General features: G+C 64.4%; 9 protein-coding genes. 1 reads left to right on the forward strand and 8 read right to left on the reverse strand.

What is annotated here, in order from left to right; all coding sequences use genetic code 11:
• Window positions 1-20 precede the first annotated feature (20 nt).
• On the forward strand, window positions 21-1,079 hold the full coding sequence (locus tag EJ079_RS27970) for a D-TA family PLP-dependent enzyme (protein WP_164874000.1): 1,059 nt from the start codon (window positions 21-23) through the stop codon (window positions 1,077-1,079).
• Between the two features lie 115 nt (window positions 1,080-1,194).
• Here EJ079_RS27970 and EJ079_RS27975 read toward each other — a convergent pair whose 3' ends face one another.
• The 8 genes from EJ079_RS27975 to hutI all read right to left on the reverse strand — a co-directional run bounded on the left by EJ079_RS27975 (window position 1,195) and on the right by hutI (window position 19,237).
• Window positions 1,195-1,998 carry a heme ABC transporter permease gene (locus EJ079_RS27975; protein WP_127322087.1) on the reverse strand — a complete coding sequence of 268 codons (804 nt, stop codon included), beginning with the start codon at window positions 1,996-1,998 and terminating at the stop codon, window positions 1,195-1,197.
• A 136-nt stretch (window positions 1,999-2,134) separates the two neighbouring features.
• Entirely contained in the window at window positions 2,135-3,916 is a 1,782-nt protein-coding gene (locus tag EJ079_RS27980) for a glucan ABC transporter ATP-binding protein/ permease (RefSeq protein ID WP_127267279.1), read from the reverse strand.
• A gap of 509 nt (window positions 3,917-4,425) precedes the next feature.
• A complete protein-coding gene (locus EJ079_RS27985) occupies window positions 4,426-13,008 on the reverse strand; it encodes a glucoamylase family protein (protein ID WP_127810732.1) in 8,583 nt (2,860 codons plus the stop codon).
• A gap of 267 nt (window positions 13,009-13,275) precedes the next feature.
• Window positions 13,276-13,863, reverse strand: a complete 588-nt coding sequence (locus tag EJ079_RS27990; protein ID WP_127810733.1) for a HutD family protein — start codon at window positions 13,861-13,863, stop codon at window positions 13,276-13,278.
• Between the two features lie 85 nt (window positions 13,864-13,948).
• Window positions 13,949-15,619: a urocanate hydratase gene (gene hutU / locus EJ079_RS27995; protein WP_127810734.1), complete on the reverse strand. Its 1,671-nt coding sequence runs from the start codon at window positions 15,617-15,619 to the stop codon at window positions 13,949-13,951.
• 26 nt (window positions 15,620-15,645) lie between these two features.
• Window positions 15,646-16,464, reverse strand: coding sequence for an N-formylglutamate deformylase (gene hutG / locus EJ079_RS28000; protein WP_127810735.1), 819 nt, complete (start codon window positions 16,462-16,464; stop codon window positions 15,646-15,648).
• Window positions 16,464-18,005: a histidine ammonia-lyase gene (gene hutH, locus EJ079_RS28005; RefSeq protein ID WP_127810736.1), complete on the reverse strand. Its 1,542-nt coding sequence runs from the start codon at window positions 18,003-18,005 to the stop codon at window positions 16,464-16,466. The genes hutG and hutH overlap by 1 nt, the downstream gene beginning before the upstream one ends.
• A complete protein-coding gene (hutI, locus tag EJ079_RS28010; RefSeq protein WP_127810737.1) occupies window positions 18,002-19,237 on the reverse strand; it encodes an imidazolonepropionase in 1,236 nt (411 codons plus the stop codon). Before hutI ends, hutH begins: the two co-directional genes overlap by 4 nt.
• Window positions 19,238-19,308 lie beyond the last annotated feature (71 nt).

Consider the following 19,308-nt stretch of genomic DNA (forward strand, 5'->3'; position numbering starts at 1 on the left):
TCCTCATGGGGTGAAAGATGATGCCGACCGTCCAAGATCTCGATACGCCATCCATCCTGATCGACGCCGCGCGCGCGGAAGCCAACATTGCCCGCGCCCAGGCGCATGCCGACAAGAACGGGCTGAAGCTCCGGCCGCATATCAAGACGCACAAATTGCCCTACTGGGCGAAGAAGCAGATAGCGGCCGGCGCCGTCGGCATCACCTGCCAGAAGATCGGCGAGGCCGAGGTGATGGCCGATGCCGGGCTGACCGATATTTTTCTTCCCTACAACATCCTTGGGCGCGCCAAGCTGGAACGGCTTCTGGCGCTGCACGGGCGCGTCACCCTGTCGGTGACAGCGGACAGCATGGAGACGCTCGAAGGGCTGGCAACCACCTTCACCGATGCCGGCCATCGACTGCCGGTGCTGGTCGAATGCGACACCGGCATGGGCCGCTGCGGCGTGCAGACGGCTGATGAAGCAGTTGCGCTGGCAAGGCAGATCGACAGAGCCGGTGGCCTCACCTTCGGAGGACTGATGACCTACCCGGCCGCCGGGCGGGCGGCGGAGGCCGAAGCCTGGCTCGCCGGGGCCAAGCAGGCGCTGGCCGCGTCGGGCCTCGCCTGCGACCGCATCTCCAGCGGCGGCACGCCGGATATGTGGCGCTCCAGCGATACATCCGTTGTCACCGAGTATCGTCCAGGCACCTACATCTATCTCGACCGCTATCAAGTCGCCAAAGGCGTCGGCGGCCTCGACGACTGTGCGCTGACGGTGCTGTCGACGGTGGTCAGCCATCCCACAGCGACGCGCGCTATCCTCGATGCCGGGAGCAAGGCGCTGTCCAGCGACACGCTGGGTCTCGCCGATTTCGGCGAGTTGCTCGGCGTGTCGGGAGCGCGGGTGACGGGCCTGAGCGAGGAGCACGGCACCGTCACGCTTTCGGGCGAAGGCAAGCTGCGCATTGGCGAGCGCGTGCGTGTCGTGCCCGACCATTGCTGCGTCGTCACCAATTTGTTCAACGAGGTCAATCTGGTCGACGGCGACAAGGTGCTGGAAACGCTGCCGGTGGCCGCGCGGGGAAGGATGGGGTGAACTAAGAAGCGTCTTGCCTTCTTCCCCTGTGGGAGAAGGTGAATCGGCGCGCAGCGCCGAGACGGATGAGGGGTGTTCCAGCGGAATGAGACGTTGGCGTTCCCTGGAACACCCCTCATCCGTCGCCTTCGGCGACACCTTCTCCCACAAGGGGAGAAGGGGGAGAGCGCTCGGCCTGCCGAGCCGCGACCCGCCTCATGGCAATCACCCGGCGGCGGCGGATTTCGGTGCGCATCGCCATCAGGTGCAGCGCGAAGAACAGCACGGTGAAACCGAGCGCCATCACCAGCAGCGGCCATAGCAGGCTGGGGTCGATGGTGGAGCCGCCCATGCGGAACACCGAGGCCGGCTGATGCAGCGTGTTCCACCAGTCGACCGAGAACTTGATGATCGGGATGTTGATGAAGCCTACCAGCGTGATGATGGCCGCGGCCCAGGCGGCGCGGCTGGCATCGTCGAGCGCGCGGGTCAGCGCGATGATGCCGAGATACATCAGGAGCAGCACGAACACCGAGGTCAGCCGAGCATCCCAGACCCACCAGGTGCCCCACATCGGCTTGCCCCAGATCGAACCGGTGATCAGCGCCAGCGCGGTGAAGACGGCGCCGATGGGTGCGGCTGATTTCAGCGCGACATCGGCCAACGGATGCCGCCAGACGAGCGTGCCGAGCGCCGAGACCGCCATCAGCGTGTAGCACATCATGGCGAGCCAGGCGAAAGGCACGTGGATGTACATGATGCGGACGGTGATTCCTTGCTGGAAATCCTCAGGCGCGGCGAAGCTCATATAGAGCCCCACGGCGAGGATCAGTGTGGCGATCGTGGCCAGCCATGGCACGACCTTGTCCGCCAGCCCGACGAAGCGCGTCGGGTTGGCGAGGTCCATCCAGCCGGTCAGGCGTGAAGTCGTGTCGCTCATGCGGTTCTACATAAACCGCCGCGGCGTTCGGGGCAATCGAGCGGTGGTGTCGCAGACGCAATCGGGGCGGCCGTGCCTGTACTCTCACCCGGACCTAGGGTCCGACCTCCCACAAGAGGAGGTCGGAGAAAGAAGCTCAGGCGGCTGCTTCCTGCTGTTGCTGTACGGTGCGGCTGAGGCGGCGAACCTCCTCGTCGTTGAGCAGGCCGCCGGCGCGCAGCAGGCTGGCGAAGCGGCCATTGCGCAGCGACAGCTCGGTGAAGCCGCCCATCTCGACCACCCTGCCCTTGTCCATGAACACGACCAGATCGGCGTCGCGAACGGTGGTCAGGCGGTGGGCGATGATGAAGGTCGTGCGGTCGCGGCGCAACTCGTCGATTGCTTCCTTGACGCGGTCCTCGGTCTCGACGTCGAGCGCGCTGGTCGCCTCGTCGAGCACCAGGATCGGTGCGTCCTTCAGCACGGCGCGGGCAATGGCGATGCGCTGACGCTCGCCGCCCGAGAGCTGACCGCCACGTTCGCCAACCACCGTGTCGTAGCCATTGCTCTTGGACAGGATGAAGTCCTGTGCGGCAGCCGCATTGGCGGCGGCATGGATCTCGTCATTGCTTGCATCGGCGCGGCCAACACGGATGTTGTCCTCGATCGAGCGGTTGAGCAGCCCGGCATCCTGGAACACGGTGGCAATCGAATGGCGCACCGACTTGCGGGTCACGGTGCGGGTGTCGATGCCGTCGATCAGGATACGGCCATGGGACGGCGAGAAGACACGCTGCAGCAGGTTGATGAGCGTGGTCTTGCCGGCGCCCGTAGGGCCCACGATGGCGACGGTCTGGCCCGCCTGCACCTCGAAGGACACGTCGTCGATGCCTTGGCCGGAATTGGCGAATTCGAAGCCGACATTCTCGAAGCGGACATGGCCGGTGACGTTGGCAAGATCGCGCAGGCCGTCCGGCTCGGCGGCATCAGCCGCGGAGTCCTCGAGATGGTAGAAATCCTCGAGCTTGGCACGGGCCTCGGAAATCTGGTTGGCGAAAGCCGACATCTGGTCGAGGCGAGCGATCAACATCGTGGCAAAACCGGTGAAGGCAATGACGTCGCCGACACCCAACTGACCACGGGTGACGAGATAGGAGCCGATCGACAACACGATCAGCATCGAGATTGCCGATGACAGACGGTGCAAGGCATTGGCCAGCGCCCACCAGTCGAGAACAGGGTTCTGCGCGTCGAGCAGGTTCTTGACGTAGCGGCGCAGCGTATCGGCCTCGTGGCCGAGGCGATTGTAGCTCTGCAGCACCGCAACGTTGCTGACCGAGTCGGTCACATGCGCGAACACCTTGTGGTAGTGGCGCTCGACCGCGGCCTGACCCGCCTTGGTGCGGCGCATGACCATCCGGCCGATGCCGACATAGAGCAGCCCGAGGCCAAGCAGCACCAGCGACATGCGCAGGTCCATGCTGATCGCGGTCGGGACCAGCAGTACGAGGGCGACAGCCGTGGACAGATGCTGGCGCATGAATTCGAGCCAAAGGCTGAACAGGGTTTCGACGGCGCGCAGCATCGTATGCAGCGCATTGGAGGTGCCGTGCTGATGGTGCCAGGCGAGCGGCATGGTGATCACACGCTCGAAGGACTCGCAAAGCACTTCGCTGCGCCGCGCGTGTGCAAAGCGGTCAGCGCCGCGCGCCACCATGACGAAGGCAACGATGTTGAAGGCTCCGAGACCGGCCCACATGACCAGCGTGGTGAAGACAGAACCACGCTCGGAGATGGCGCCGATGACGCGACCGAACATGATCGGCTCGAGAAGCGCTACGATGGCGAGAGCCACGTTGGCCGAACAGATCAACGCAACGCGTTTCCTGTCCGCCGCCAGATAACCGAGAGCTCGCCAGTAGATTTGCAGAAGGGTCACCCCAGTTACTCCGCCACGCTGTTTATTGTGCACTGCATCATTTTATTCGTACCGGTTGATACGTCGCAAAACAATGGCCGTGTACCCCTTCAGTTCCCCTAGAGCGAACAAAAGATGGCGACGTTCCGAAATCTGCCGTGATCACCTAACGGTTTGAGAAGACAGGTAAAATGTCAGGCATGCGGCGAAATCATGGCAGTTGGCACGTACTGCCACAATTTTAATCAGCAACAATGTCGGGCGGATGACTAAGGCCGAAATCACCTTTTGCGAAGTATAGAGCGAAACAAAGCTGCAGTGCGCCCTTCCAGGTGAAGGGAGGCCAAACTCTCACTGCTCGTGGCGCCCCTGTCGGACGCCTCAAGCCTTTGATTTCATGCACTCCTCGGTGGCATGTCCTTCAATCGGCAGGCGGCAACGCCGGGCGGGACGGCCTCTCATCCCGCCGTGGCGGCAAAAGTCGCGCCCAAGATCCCAGGCCCGAGCGCATAGTTTTTGAGCAACATGCATCAGGCCGGGATCCTGATGACCACCTCGGCAACTTCGCCGTCCTTCAGTTCGACTGCCGAACCCTTGGTCTTTGCCCCATTCACCTCCAGCGACACGGCCTTGGCCTTATTGTCGCGGATCACGCGAATCTTGAGTTCCGCCCCCAGCATTTTGAGATTTGCCGAGTACCCATCCCAGTGTCTGGGTAGCTTCGGCTTGAACTGGACACGCTTGCCGCGCCGCTCGATGCCCAGAATGCCTTCGACCGCAGCCCTGTAGAGCCAGCCGGCGGAGCCGGTGTACCAGGTCCAGCCGCCACGGCCGCCCTTGCCGTTGCCGGCATTGTCGTCCCCGGCATAGATATCGGCCGCCACGACATAGGGCTCGACACGATAGTGCTCGGCCGTGGCCTCGTCGGTCGCATGGTTGACGGGGTTCAGCATCGAGAAACAGCGATAGGCCTCGTCGACCTGTCCCATCTCGGCGAGCGCGATGACGAACCATGTGGCGGCATGGGTGTACTGGCCGCCATTCTCGCGCACACCGGGCGGATAGCTCTTGATGTAACCCGGGTCCTTCTCCGTCTTCGAGAAGGGCGGCGTGAAAAGTTTGACGATCTTCAGCTTGTCGTCCACAAGCAGCTTCGTTGCTTGCTCCATCGCGGTGGTCGACCGTGCCGGATCGCCCTCTCCCGAAAGCACGCTCCAGGACTGGGCGATCGAGTCGATCTTGCACTCCTGCGAGTTGCGGGACCCCAAAGGGGTGCCGTCGTCGAAACTGCCGCGCCGGTACCATTCGCCGTCCCATGCGGTGCTCTCAAGCGCCCGCTTCAGAACATCGGCATGCTTTGCCCAGGCCTGTGCTCGCTTAGCGTCGCCCTCGGCCTTGGCGACGGGGGCGAAATCACCAAGCGTCTTCAGCAGGAACCAGCCGAGCCAGACGCTCTCGCCCTTGCCGTGCTCGCCGACGCGGTTCATGCCGTCGTTCCAGTCGCCGCCGAGGATCAGCGGCAGGCCCGCGGGGCTGCTGCGCTTGATGGCGAGATCGAGCGCACGCGCGCAATGGTCGTAGAGCGACGCCGTCTTCTTCGAGATTTCCGGGGTGAAGAAGGCATCGTGCTCGCCATCGCCCAGCGGCTGTCCATCGATGAACGCCAATTGCTCCTTGAGGATGGTGGCATCGCCGGTGACCAGCAAATAGCGCGCCGTGGCGTGGGCAAGCCAGACCACGTCGTCGGAGATCAGCGTGCGTACGCCAGCACCCGTGCGCGGCAGCCACCAGTGCTGCACGTCGCCTTCGGGGAACTGCCGCCGTGCCGCATTGAGTATCTGGTCGCGCGCCAGTTGCGGGTCATGCGCCAGCAGCGCCAGCGTATCCTGCAACTGGTCGCGGAAGCCGAAGGCACCGCTGGCCTGATAGAAGGCGGAGCGGGCACGGATGCGGCAGGCCAGGCTCTGATAGGGCAGCCAGTGATTGACCATGGCGTCGAGCGCCTTGTCAGGCGTCTCGACCTGGATGGTGTCGAGGAAGCCGCGCCATTCGCGCTCATTGTCGGTCAGCCGCTGGTCGAAGTCCTTGACCTTATGCTCCTGCACCAGCGCGCTCGCCTCCTCGGCGGACTCGGCGTCACCGAGCAGCCAGAGCAGCGTCACGTCGCCGCCAGCCGGGATCTCGACGTCGCGGGCAATCGCCGCGCATGGATCGTCGCCGGCCTCGACACGGCCAGACAGCGCTGCACCACTCAGCACCGCCTGCGGCAGCTCGCTGGAGCCATGCCGGCCCAGGAACTCCGTCCGGTCTGTCGTCACCGAATGAACGCCGCCGTCAGCCGCGAGGAATGCAACGCGCTCGCCGAAATCCAGCCCGTAGGGGTTTTGTGCCAGCAGCGCCCCGCTGGCGGCATCCCGCGACGGGACGATGGTTGCCGCAGTGCGCGACCGGTGCCCGCCGAGCACCCATTCGGCATAGGCATAGACACGCAGCCGCGCCGGCACCGAACCGGAATTCTGGATGCGCAGCCGCGAGATCTTCAGCGGATCGACCGGATCGACGACATGGGTGAGATCCATCGACAATGGTCCGCGCTTCGAGCGGAAGGTCGAGAAACCCTGGCCGTGCCAAGCCTCGTAGGTCATCGTGGGATCGCGCACCACGGCAGCGAGCGGCGAGAATGCCTTGCCGCTGGCCTGATCGTAGATATAGAGGCCCTCGCCCGGCCGGTTCGAGACCGGATCATTCGACCACGGCGTCAACTGGTAGTCGCGGCTGTTTCGGCTCCAGGTGAAGGCAGCGCCCTCGGCGGAGGTATGGAAGCCGAACGAGGCGTTGGAGACGACGTTGATCCACGGCTGCGGCGTCGTGCGGCGGCCGGCCAGGCGCACGACATAATGCCGCCCGTCGCCGTCGAAACCGCCAAAGCCGTTCCACTGGCTGAGACCGCTTCCATCGGCGCTGACATTGGCCACTGCCTGCGAGGCAGGAGTATGCGTCGTGGGTGTCGGCGACGGCAATTCACGCGGAATTGGCAATGCTGCCAGAGCGTCGCGCGCCTGCAGAGCCGCGGCCTCGGCGCGCTCGATCTGGTCGAAGATGGTGCCGTTGCGCGTGTGCAGGACCACCCGGGCGACAGCGAGCAGCGTCTTGTAGGTGGTCTCGTCCATGAGATCGCGGCGCACCGCGAATATGTGCTGGCGAGGTCCGAGCTCCTTGCCGCGCAGGCGGCTGTTTTCGCACAGCGTCTCGACCGCCCGCTGCAGGTCCTGGACATAGGAGGACGCCTGCTCGTTGACGACGACGAAGTCGATCATCATGCCGCGGGTGCGCATATATTCCTGGAAACGCAGCGCCTGGGCAACGATTTCGAGATCGGCGACGTCGCCGATCCTGACCAGGAAGATCGGGAAATCGCCGGAAATGCTTGTCGGCCACAGGCTCGACTGCTTGCCCAGCCCCGAGGCGATGGATTCAGCGGGAAGACGCAGGAACGGATCCGGATAGATCAGATAGCGCGCCAGCTTCTGCACATTGGCGGCATCGGTCAGACTGAGGCCCATATGGCGGGTCTGCACCTGGCTGCGCGTCCAGGCAAGCATGGCCTGGCGGGCAAAGCTCTCCGGATGGTCGAGGCGGGCGATGGCTTCGTCCAGCTCGGTGCGGCCAGCGCCGACGACGGTCCAGAAGGTCAGCGATATCTTCTTGTTGGCCGGCACGCGCACCTGGCGGCGCAGCGAGGCGACGGGATCGAGCGTAAAGCCTGAGTGGCCGCCCAGCCTGGCGCCCGGGTCGAAAGCGGCCGCATCGACGATGGTACGGCCACGGCCGATGAAGGCGCGCCTGTCGGTTTCGGCCTCGGCATCGCGCGCCGATCCGGACGGATCGGTGACGAAATGCACCATGGCGATATCGGGCTCACTGGTCTCGCGCTTGCGCCGCGTGGCGAAGATCGCCGCGTTGTTGGCAGAGATTTCGGTTTCCACGAACATCTTCGAGAAGGCCGGATGCGCGTTGTCGGACGCCTCCAGGCCGAGCACCAGTTCGGCAAAGGAGGTCACTTCGATGTGACGGTCGGACGGACCGTCATTGTAGAGCGTGACCCGACGACCCTCGCCATTGCCTTCCGAGATGACAATGCATTCGACCTCGGAGCGCAACGTGCCCACGGATTTGACGAAGCTCGCCTTGTCGTCGGAGAACAAGGTCTGCGCCTTTTCCTCGGCGGCGCGCTTCGGCTCGGCCGTAGCCGACCACCAATCGCCGGTGCCGGCGTCACGCAGGAAGATGTAGGAGCCGAGCCGGTCCTCGGTCGGATCCGGCTGCCAGCGTGTGACGGAGAGATCGCCCCAGCGGCTGTAGCCCGAGCCGGTCGCGGTGACCATCACCGAATAGCGGCCGTTCGACATGACGTTGGTCGACCGCAGAGACTGCAGCGGATTGAGCACGATGCGGGTGTCGGGGCTGTCGACTTCGGTCTCGTCCTTGGAGCGTTCGTCGGCCTCGGTCCTGACGGTCGCGGTCGGGATGTCGCGCGGCGCCCTCTCCTGCAGCAAGAGTTCGGCCGATTCGATGACCGGATCGCTGTGGAAGCGGTCGCGCATGCGACCTTCGAAGATGGCGTCGGCAACCGCCGCGATCGACATGCCCGAATGATGGGCCATGTAGTTCTGGACGACGACATGATCCGTGCCTTCCGGCACGCGCTGCGGCGTGAAGTCGACGGCATCGTAGTAGCCGTGGCGGCCGAGCGCCCCGATCTCCCGCAATCGGGCGAGATTCAGCACGGCTTCACGCGGATTGAACTGGGCCGCCAGTATGGTGGCGTAGGGCGCGATCACCGTGTTCTGGCCAAGGCCGCGCTTCAGCCCGAGGCCTGGAACGCCGAAATTTGTGTATTGGTAGGTCAGTTCTCGGTCGCGCGCATTGTAGGCGGCCTCCGAAATGCCCCACGGCACGTTCTTCTGGCGGCCATACTGGATCTGGCGCTTGATGATCAGCTTGCTGGTCTGGTTGAGGATCGAGCCCTGCGGCTCCTTCATCACCAGCGGCGGCATCAGATATTCGAACATCGAGCCGGACCAGGACATCAGGGCGCCCTGGAAACCGATTTCGACGATCGGCCGGCCAAGCCGGAACCAGTGCTCGGTCGGCAGGTCGCCCTTGGCGATGGCGAACAGGCTGGTCAGCCGCGCTTCGGAAGCCAGAAGGTCGTAGCAGCTCTCGTCGAGCTGGTGTTCCTCGACCCGGTAGCCGATCGACAACAGCTTGCGCTCCGGCCGCATCAGGAAGGAGAAATCCATCTCGAAGGCGTAACGGCGCGTGCGCTCGCGCAAGGTGAGCAGCTTGGCACGCAGCGCCTCGACGGCATTGTCGTCGCTGTGCGCGTCATGGACGTGCGCTTCGCAGGTGGCTTCCAGCCTTGCCGCCCAGTCGACGATAACGTCGCTCTGGGGCGACACCGCCTCGGTATGGATGGCGGTGGCCAATTTGCGGATCTCGCCGGCCAGCACAGCCAGGTTGATGGTGCGGATCGACGCCATTTCGGGCTGCGCCTTGATGGTGTCGACAGCGCGCCGCATGCCGTCGAGGCGGTCGGCGAGACGCTGGCGCAGCGGGCGCAACTGACGGCGGTCGTCGGGCAGATCATCGAGGCTTTCGCTGAGGATGGTGACCGTGTCGAGAATGCCTTCGAAATCGCCCTGGAGATGGACGGAAGGTGCTTCGGCCCATTCGGCGCAGGCCGCCGCCACCGCCACCAGATGGCCAGCGAGATTGCCGCTGTCGACAGCCGAGATGTAAAGCGGATAGAGCGGCTTCAGTGTCGTCGTGTCGTACCAGTTGAAGAGGTGACCGCGCTCACGCGGCATGCCCTCGATCGTCGCCATGGTGGCGTCGATGCGGGTGATGGCGTCGGACAGGCTGATCCAGCCGAAGTCGCGGGCGGAAACGACGGACAGCAGGTAGACGCCGATATTGGTCGGCGAGGTGCGTGGCGCCACCACCGGCGCCGGGCTTTCCTGGAAATTGTCCGGCGGCAGATGGTGATGCTCTGCCGTCACGAAGCTTTCGAAATAATGCCATGTGCGCCGCGCCACCGTGCGCAACGTATGGATGTCGGCCTGCGATATGCGCAGCCGATCCTCGGTTTCAGCCGAACGGCTGATCCAGCTGGCGATGGCCGGCGAGCCAATCCAGAACAGGGCGAAGAAGAAGGCGACGAAGGCGCCGGTCGAATCGGCCAACACCGGAATGGCAAGGCCGACGAAGCCGATGATCACGGCGCCATACATCATGCCGTAATACGACCCGACATCGTTGTCGCCCGCCTTGTGCGCCTGCGAGGCGGTGCGCCATTCCAAAAGGTTCTGGCGGCTGACGAACAGCCGGTAGAGCGTGCGCACGATGGCATCGCCCATCATCCAGGCATTGTGCGCCATCAGCACGATTTTCAGCGCCACCATGGCGGTGCCGAAGGCGACGTCGCGTGCCAGGGCCGAGAAATGGCCGCGTGGCGTCTGGTCGCCGCTCTTGGGCAGGATGGCGTTGACGATGTCGAATGTCGGCGCCATGAACAGGCTGAGGATCAGCAGGGCCTGCCATTGCGCGGCTTGCGTGAAGGGCAGCAGCGTCCAGCCGGCGATCGCCGCCATCACCCAGAAGATCGGCGTCAGCGAGCGGCGCAGATTGTCGATCATCTTCCAGCGCGACAGCGCCGGCACGCCGGAGCGCGGATCGAGCATGAAGCCGAGCAACTGCCAGTCGCCGCGCGCCCAGCGATGGTGGCGCGAGGCGTCCACCGAGTAGCGGGTCGGATAGTCCTCAACCAGTTCGACGTCGGTGACCAGCGCCGCGCGCGCCAGCGCGCCTTCCAGCAGATCGTGGCTGAGGATGGTGTTCTCCTCGATGCGGCCCTGCAGGGCGGCCTCGAAGGCGTCGACATGATAGAGGCCCTTGCCGGTGAAGGACCCGTCGCCGAAGACGTCCTGGTAGAGATCAGACACGGCAAAGACATAAGGGTCGAGGCCGCGATTGGCCGAAAAGACCCGCTGGAAGAACGACGCATCGTCGCCTGAGGTCAGCGACGCGGTGATGCGCGGCTGCAGGATCGCGTAGCCGGCGGTGACGACGCGCTTGCTGGCGTCGAAATGCGGCCGGTTGAGCGGGTGGCAAAGCTTGCCGACAAGAGTGGCGACCGCGTCACGGGTGGTGCGCGTGTCGGCATCGAGCGTCATCACATGGACGACGTTCTCCGGCAGCGGCACGTCGAGCGGCAGGAACGTGGTGTCGCTGTCGCCGCGCAGCAGAAGATCGAGCTCGTGCAGCTTGCCGCGCTTGCGCTCCCAGCCCATCCAGGCCCCTTGCGCCGCATTGAACAGCCGGCGCCGGTGCAGGATGTAGAAACGCGGCGCGCCTTCGGACGGATAGCGGGCGTTGAGACGAGCGATTTCGGTACGGGCGAATTCGAGGATTTCGGTGTCCGCCGCATCGATCTCGGTCTTCGAGTCTGGCCAGTCCGACAGCAGCGCGAAATGGATTTCATCGGCCGTGTTGGCGAGATGATGCACCTCGATGTTGCGGATGTTTTCCTCGACGTCGTCGCGCGAGCCGATCAGCGACGGCACCACCACCAGCGTGCGCGCCTCGGGCGGAACGCCGTGCCGGTAATCGTAGCCGACGAGACGCGTCGGTTTCAGGAACAGCGATACGACCGTGTTGAAGAAGGCGAGCGCGCCCTCGCTGGCCGGCACGGCAAAAAGCGCCAGCATGAGGACGATCGAGGGCACCGACAGGCCGAGATTGGCAAGCGCGTTGCCGGAAAGGACGAGAAGCAGGGCCGTCAGCGCAAACACGGGCACGACGATGCCGAGCCACCCGGTCTTGCGGAAGGCACGCTTGACTGTCTGGCTGATGGTGGGCCGATAGCCGATCGCCTTCTCCAGCTCCAGCCGGCGTGGGCCGACGAGAAAGAAGCCGACATCGGTGTGGGCGGACCCGGTTAAAACGACGTCGCCGTCACCATCGCTGGCGGCGTGGCCGGCCAACTCAATGGCCATCTCGGCAACGCGATATTCCGAAAGGTTCGAGCGGCGCGCCAATTCCTCGATCGCGGTCCGGTACTGATCGCGCGAGAAGAAGTCGAGCGCGGCGAAATCGGTGCGCTCGCGCAGCACGGTGTCGATGCGGCTGACGCCTTCGAACCACACCGTCCAGTCGACGTCGTTGATGAGGCGCAGGCCGCGGATGATGTTGCCCGTCGTCACATTGCCGCTGGACAGCGTGTGATGTTCGGAAATGATGATTTCCTCGGCATCGGAGCCGGTCTTTTCGAGCTCGCCTTCCAGCCATTCCAGAGCCTTGCCGGCATTCTGCGATCCATCGCGCAGGCGGTAGAGCAGTTGGGTGGCGAAGGTGGTGTCCTGCGCATGCGCGCTGAAATTGGACAGGATCGACTGCCGGTCGGCGCTGTCGTCGGTCGCCAGGACCTTGTCGGCCACATCGTTGGCGATCTGGCGCATCTGGCGGGTGCGATTGACCCTGACGGCCAGCCGGCGGAGATTTTCGATCAGGACGAAGCGCAACAGCGAAGGCAGCGCCCAGAGTTCGCCGATCTTCAGCGGCTCGACCGACTGAAAACCCTGAACGATGGACTTGAACATCGTCGCCGAAACGGAACTGTCTGAATGCGCCACATAGGTCCAGGCCAGCGCCAGCGCGCGCGGCACGCTGCCGTTGTCAGGCAGTTTCAGCGTCGGCAACTGACGATAGAAGCGGCGCGGCAGGTCGCGCTTGACCTGGAAAATGGTCTCTTCGACCAGGTAATTGTTGTCGAGCAGCCATTGTGCCGCCGGCGTGATCGTCTCGCCCCTCGCCTGCGCCGCATTGGTCGACCGGTAGACTTCCAAAATCTTCTTGGCGCTGTCGCGGACACGCGCCTGAAAATCGAAGGGCGTCAGGCCGAACAGATCGGTGAGGTCGCCTTTTGCCAGGCTTTCGCCAAGCAGCCGAAGGCGCTCTTCGGGCAGGTAGTTGGAGCGAATCGGCTCTTCCGTGATGGCCGGGAAGCTCGCGCTTGTCTTCTCGATTTGGGCAGGAGTCGTCTGAATATTCATTGAAAATTCCGTAAGCGGGCACTGAGCGGCGTCACCGCCACGGCAATGGCCCTAAAACCGGTTCAAATGCAATTGGTTGCATAAACCCCACTTGCCGAAAGTTTGTTTCCGCACCACGACAGGGCGACGTCTCTCAGCAAAACTCAAAGACAAGCACCCCACTTCCCGCCAGGCCAGATCGGCGGAGAGGATTCAGGCTTTTTCGTGATGCCGCCAGCAGCTTACGCTATATTTCGCCGGTGCCGCGATCATGTTTGGAAACAAGCGTTAATCGTTGCCGGCGACAGACCCGATCCGGATCACGAACAGCGTTGCCTCGTGGGCGGGTTGGACGAGCAGGCCGGTGCTGACCGGACCGGATAGCAACGTGTCGAGCGGACCGAGGCGGACCGGTTCAGCGGCGGGCACGCTGACGTCGCCGTTCAAGCACAGGATGAGCGTTGTGCCGGCTTCAGTCCGGATTTCCGCGGGGGCCGAAATCACCAGGCGTTCGACCGAATGCGTCGTCCGACTTCGGCGGGTCATGACATTGAGATCGGTGATCGGTCCGCCGATCAGCGCGGCCGAGGTCTGCACGTCGGCAGGGAAAGAAAACAGGGCAGTCGTCCTGTTTATGGATGTCGGCGGGTGGCCGGCAATATCGAGGACGATGCCCTCGCCTTCGAGCACGGCAAGGGTGCGATCGATCCCGGCAAATTGCGAGAAAGGACCGCTCGATTCGACGCGCGCCATCGACACGCGCCAGTCGAAATCGTCGAGCCCGGCACCGGTGGGCGAGACGGCGATTTCCGTCGTCACGCCGCCGCCGTTCTTCCACGGCATCGACCGGTATTCGGCTGCCCGCAGGATGCGCATGCCTAGCCCTCCGCTATGGCTACGGGCGTTCGAAACTCGAAAAGCCGATTCCGCGGCTTTTCGCCTGCCTGCGGCCGGACGTTTCTCACCCGAGAATGCCGGGCAGGTTGAGCTGGTGCTCCTTGGCGCATTCGACGGCGATGTCGTAGCCGGCATCGGCGTGGCGCATGACACCGGTCGCCGGATCGTTCCACAACACCCGCTCCAGGCGCCTTGCGGCGTCCCGCGTACCGTCGGCGACGATGACCATGCCGGCGTGCTGCGAGAAACCCATGCCGACGCCGCCGCCATGGTGCAGCGACACCCAGGTGGCGCCGGACGCCGTGTTGAGCAACGCGTTGAGCAGCGGCCAATCGGACACAGCGTCCGAGCCGTCCTTCATGGATTCCGTTTCGCGGTTTGGCGAGGCGACCGAGCCGGAATCGAGGTGATCGCGGCCGATGACGACAGGCGCCTTCAGCTCACCCTTGGCCACCATCTCGTTGAAAGCGAGTCCGAGCCTGTGGCGGTCGCCAAGGCCGACCCAGCAGATGCGCGCCGGCAGGCCCTGGAAGGCGATGCGCTCGCGCGCCATGTCGAGCCAATTGTGCAGATGGGTGTTGCCGGGCGTCAGTTCGCGCACCTTGGCGTCGGTCTTGTAGATATCCTCAGGATCGCCGGAAAGGGCTGCCCAGCGGAACGGCCCGATGCCACGGCAGAACAGCGGGCGGATATAGGCCGGCACGAAGCCGGGGAAGGCAAAGGCGTTCTCGAACCCCTCCTCCTTGGCCACCTGGCGGATGTTGTTGCCGTAGTCGAGCGTCGGCACGCCGGCGTTCCAGAACGCCACCATCGCCTCGACATGTTCGCGCATGGAAGCGCGTGCCGCCTTCTCGACCACCTTGGGGTCGCTGACGCGCTTCTCGCGCCACTCGGCCATCGTCCAGCCCTTCGGCAGGTAGCCGTTGATGGGATCATGCGCCGAGGTCTGGTCGGTGACCATATCGGGGTGAATGCCACGCCGGAACATTTCCGGGACGATCTCGGCCGTATTGCCAAGCAGGCCGACCGATTTCGCCTCGCCGGCCTTGGTCCAGCGTTCGATCTTTTCCAGCGCCTCGTCGAGCGTGTCGGCGCGCTCGTCGACGTAGCGGGTGCGCAGGCGGAAATCGATCGAGTCCGGGTTGCATTCGATCGCCAGGCAGCAGGCGCCGGCCATGACGGCGGCGAGCGGCTGGGCGCCACCCATGCCGCCGAGACCGCCGGTCAGTATCCATTTTCCCTTGAGATTGCCGCCATAGTGCTGGCGGCCGGCCTCGACGAAGGTCTCGTAGGTGCCTTGCACGATGCCTTGCGTGCCGATGTAGATCCACGAGCCGGCCGTCATCTGGCCGTACATCATCAGGCCCTTCTTATCGAGCTCGTTGAACTTTTCCCAATTCGCCCAGTGCGGCACCAAATTGGAGTTGGCGATCAGCACGCGCGGGGCGTCCGGGTGGGTCCGGAACACGCCAACCGGCTTGCCGGACTGGACCAGCAAAGTCTCGTCATCGGCCAGCGTCCTCAAGGAGGCGACGATGCGGTCGAAGTCGTTCCAGGTGCGCGCCGCCCGGCCGATGCCGCCATAGACGACCAGCTCGTTGGGATTTTCTGCAACATCCGGGTCGAGATTGTTCATCAGCATGCGCAGCGGCGCTTCCGTCAGCCAGGAGCGCGCGCTGATTTCGGTGCCGCGCGGGCTGCGGACTTCGCGGATGTTGTGGCGAGGATTGTTCATGGCGTCACTCCATAAAGGACCTGATGTCAGACGCGCGCCCAGGATGTCGCGGTCTCGAGGATTTTCCGCAGCGTGGCGCGGATCGGTGCTGCGAACTCGGCGTCATAGGGCACCGGCCAATTGTCCGGCGTACCCTTGCCATCTGGCTCGCGCATATAGCCGCGGTTGGAGAGTTCCATCTGCAGCGCATGCACGCCTTGTTGCGGCTGGCCGAAATGGCGTGTGATCCAGCCGCCCTTGAAGCGGCCGTTGATGACAAAGGTTTCACCGGTTTCGGCCATGATCTGGCCGACCATCGCCTGCAGCGTCGGATCGGCGCTCCTGCCGTCATTGGTGCCGAGGTTGAAAACCGGCAGCGTGCCTTCAAACAGGCGCGGCAGCACTGAACGGATCGAGTGGCAGTCATAGAGGACGATCTTTTCGTGCAGGCCACGCAACCGGTCGATCTCGACCTGCAAGGCGGCATGGTAGGGCACGAAGAATTTCTCGCGACGCTCGTCGATCTCCGACGGCCCCGGTTCTTCGCCCTCGCGATAGAGCGGATCGCCATCGAAAGTCTCGGTCGGGCAAAGGCCGGTCGTCGCCTGGCCGGGGTAAAGCGAGGCGCCGGAGGGATCGCGGTTGACGTCGATGACGGTGCGCGAGATCGCGGTGTGCACCACCGTCGCCCCGAGGCCGGCAGCAAAGTCATAGAGATTATCGATCCACCAATCGCAGTCGCGGCGGCCGAGCCAGGGCGAGACCAGCCGATTCTCAAGGCCGGCGAGGTCGATGCCGGTGTGCGGGATCGACACCAGCAACGGCGCTGTGCCGGGCGTGACCGTCAGCCAGGGCGCGCTTGCCATCACATCGCTCCGGAAACCGACGGCAGAGCCACGCCGCCGGCGGCCTCGATGGCCGCACCGCTGCGCACCATGGCGATGGCTTTTTCCATATCGGGGTGGAAATGGCGGTCATTGTCGAGATGCGGCACTTCGGCCCGGACCAGCTTGCGCACTGCCTCCAGGGCGTCGCTCGAGGCCAGCGGCGCATGGAAATCGCAGCCTTGGGCCGCGGCCAGCAATTCGATGCCGATCACGGCGGTGGCGTTCTCGACCATCCCGATCAGCCGGCGCGCACCGTGCGCGGCCATCGAAACATGGTCTTCCTGGTTTGCCGAGGTGGGGATCGAATCGACGCTGGCCGGATAGGCTTTCTGCTTGTTCTCCGAAACGAGCGCCGCCGCCGTCACCTGCGGGATCATGAAGCCGGAGTTCAGGCCGGGCTTCGGCGTCAGGAAGGCCGGCATGCCGGACAGCGCCGGATCGACAAGCATGGCGATGCGGCGTTCCGACAGCGAACCGATTTCGCAGATGGCGAGCGCGATCATGTCGGCGGCGAAGGCCACCGGCTCGGCGTGGAAATTGCCGCCGGAAAGCGCGGTGTCATCCTCGGCGAAGATCAGCGGATTGTCGGTGACGCCATTGGCTTCGGTGCCCAGCGTGTCGGCCGCCTGGCGCAGCACGGTGAGTGCAGCGCCCATCACCTGCGGCTGGCAGCGCAGGCAATACGGATCCTGCACGCGTTCGTCGCCAACCCGATGCGATTCACGGATGGCGCTGCCGGCCATCAGATTGCGCAGGGCGTCGGCCGTCTCGATCTGGCCGGGATGCTTTCTCAGCACATGGATGCGCGGATCGAAGGGGGCGTCGGACCCTTTTGCCGCGTCGGTCGACAGGGCACCGGCGACCAGCGCCGATTGGTAGAGCACTTCGGCCTCGAACAAGGCGGCCAGCGCATAGGCGGTCGAAAACTGGGTGCCGTTGAGCAGCGCCAGGCCCTCCTTGGCGCCCAGCGTCACCGGTTCCAATCCATGCGAGACGAAGGCGACCTTGGCCGGGAAACGGCCATGCGGGGTGAAGCATTCGCCGACGCCGATCATCACCGCCGTCATGTGCGACAGCGGGGCGAGGTCGCCGGAGGCGCCGACGGAACCTTGCGCCGGCACCACCGGGATGACGTCGTTGGCCAGCATTGCTTCCAGCAATTCGATGGTTTGCGGCCGCACGCCCGACGCGCCCTGCGCCAGGCTGGCGAGCTTCAGCGCCATCATCAGCCTGCAGACAGCAACCGGCATCGGCTCGCCAACGCCGGCGGCGTGCGACAGGACGATGTTGCGCTGCAAGGTCTCGAGATCCTCGGCCGGGATGCGGACGCTGGCCAGTTTGCCGAAGCCGGTGTTGATGCCATAGACCGGCTCGCCCTTGGCAACGATCCTGGCGACAGCCTCGGCGCTCGCCTTGATCTTTGGCCGGCAGGCATTGTCCAGCTTGGGCACGGCGCCACGATAGATGGCGCGCCAGTCGGCCAGCGTCGCATTGCCGGGCTTCAGGGTCAGTTCGGTCATTGTCCTCTCCAGATGCGGGCATGCAGTGGGTTGAAGCCCATGCGATAGACGAGTTCGGCGGGGCGCTCGATGTCCCAGATCGCCAGGTCGGCGGATTTTCCGGCTTCCAGCGTGCCGGTTTCACCCAGCAAACCAAGCGCGCGGGCGGCCTCGCGGGTGACGCCGGCGAGGCATTCATCGACCGTCAGGCCGAACAGGGTCGCGGCCATGTTCATGGTCAGAAGCAGCGAGGTCAGCGGCGAAGTGCCGGGATTGTTGTCGGTGGCGACAGCCATCTTGACGCCGTGCTGGCGAAACAGGCCGATCGGCGGCTTCTTGGTTTCGCGAATGAAATAGTAGGCGCCGGGCAAGATCGTCGCCACGGTTCCGGCCTTGGCCATCGCCGCTGCACCGGCATCATCGGTGTATTCGAGATGGTCGGCCGACAGCGCACCGTAACGGGCGGCGAGTTCGGCGCCATGCAGGTTGGACAGCTGGTCGGCATGGAGCTTGACCGGCAGGCCTGCTGCTTTGGCCGCATCGAAGACGCGCGCCATCTGTTCCGGCGAAAAGGCGATGCCTTCGCAGAAACCGTCGACGGCATCGGCCAGCCCCTCGGCGGCAACCGATGGAAGAATCTTATTGGCGACCAGATCGATAAAGTAGTCCTTGTCGCCCTTGGCTTCCGGCGGCAGCGCGTGAGCGCCGAGGAAGGTGGTGCGGATCGTCACCGCCCGTTGCGCGCCCAGTTGGCGGGCTGCACGCAGCGATTTCTTCTCGTTTTCGAGGTCGAGGCCATAGCCGGACTTGATCTCGACGGTGGTCACGCCTTCGGCGATCAGCGCATCGAGGCGCGGCAGCGATTGAGTGACCAGTTCGTCTTCGCTGGCAGCGCGCAAGGATTTGACCGACGAAACAATGCCGCCGCCGGCCCGGGCGACCTCTTCATAGGTGGCGCCGGCCAGCCGCATCTCGAATTCGTTGGCGCGGTTGCCGGCGTGGACCAGATGGGTGTGGCAGTCGATCAGGCCAGGCGTGATCCAGCGGCCCTCGCAATCGACCGTTTCTGCGGCCAGGGCAAGTGTTGGGGGCAGCTCCGACTCGGGGCCGGCATAGACAATGCGGCCGTCACGCGCAGCGACCGCGCCATGTTCGACGACGCCAAGTCCGGCAGACCCGTCGGCCATTGTCGCTAGCCGCGCATTGCGCCACAGACGAAGATCCCCTGCCCGGCTTTTGCTCTGTCCAGCCATCATCTTTTCCGTTTCAATCGATGACGATTATGTATATACATATTGAAACGCACTGCAAGTGCCATCATCGC

It is taken from the genome of Mesorhizobium sp. M7A.F.Ce.TU.012.03.2.1 (assembly GCF_004006095.1).
Lineage (GTDB): Bacteria > Pseudomonadota > Alphaproteobacteria > Rhizobiales > Rhizobiaceae > Mesorhizobium.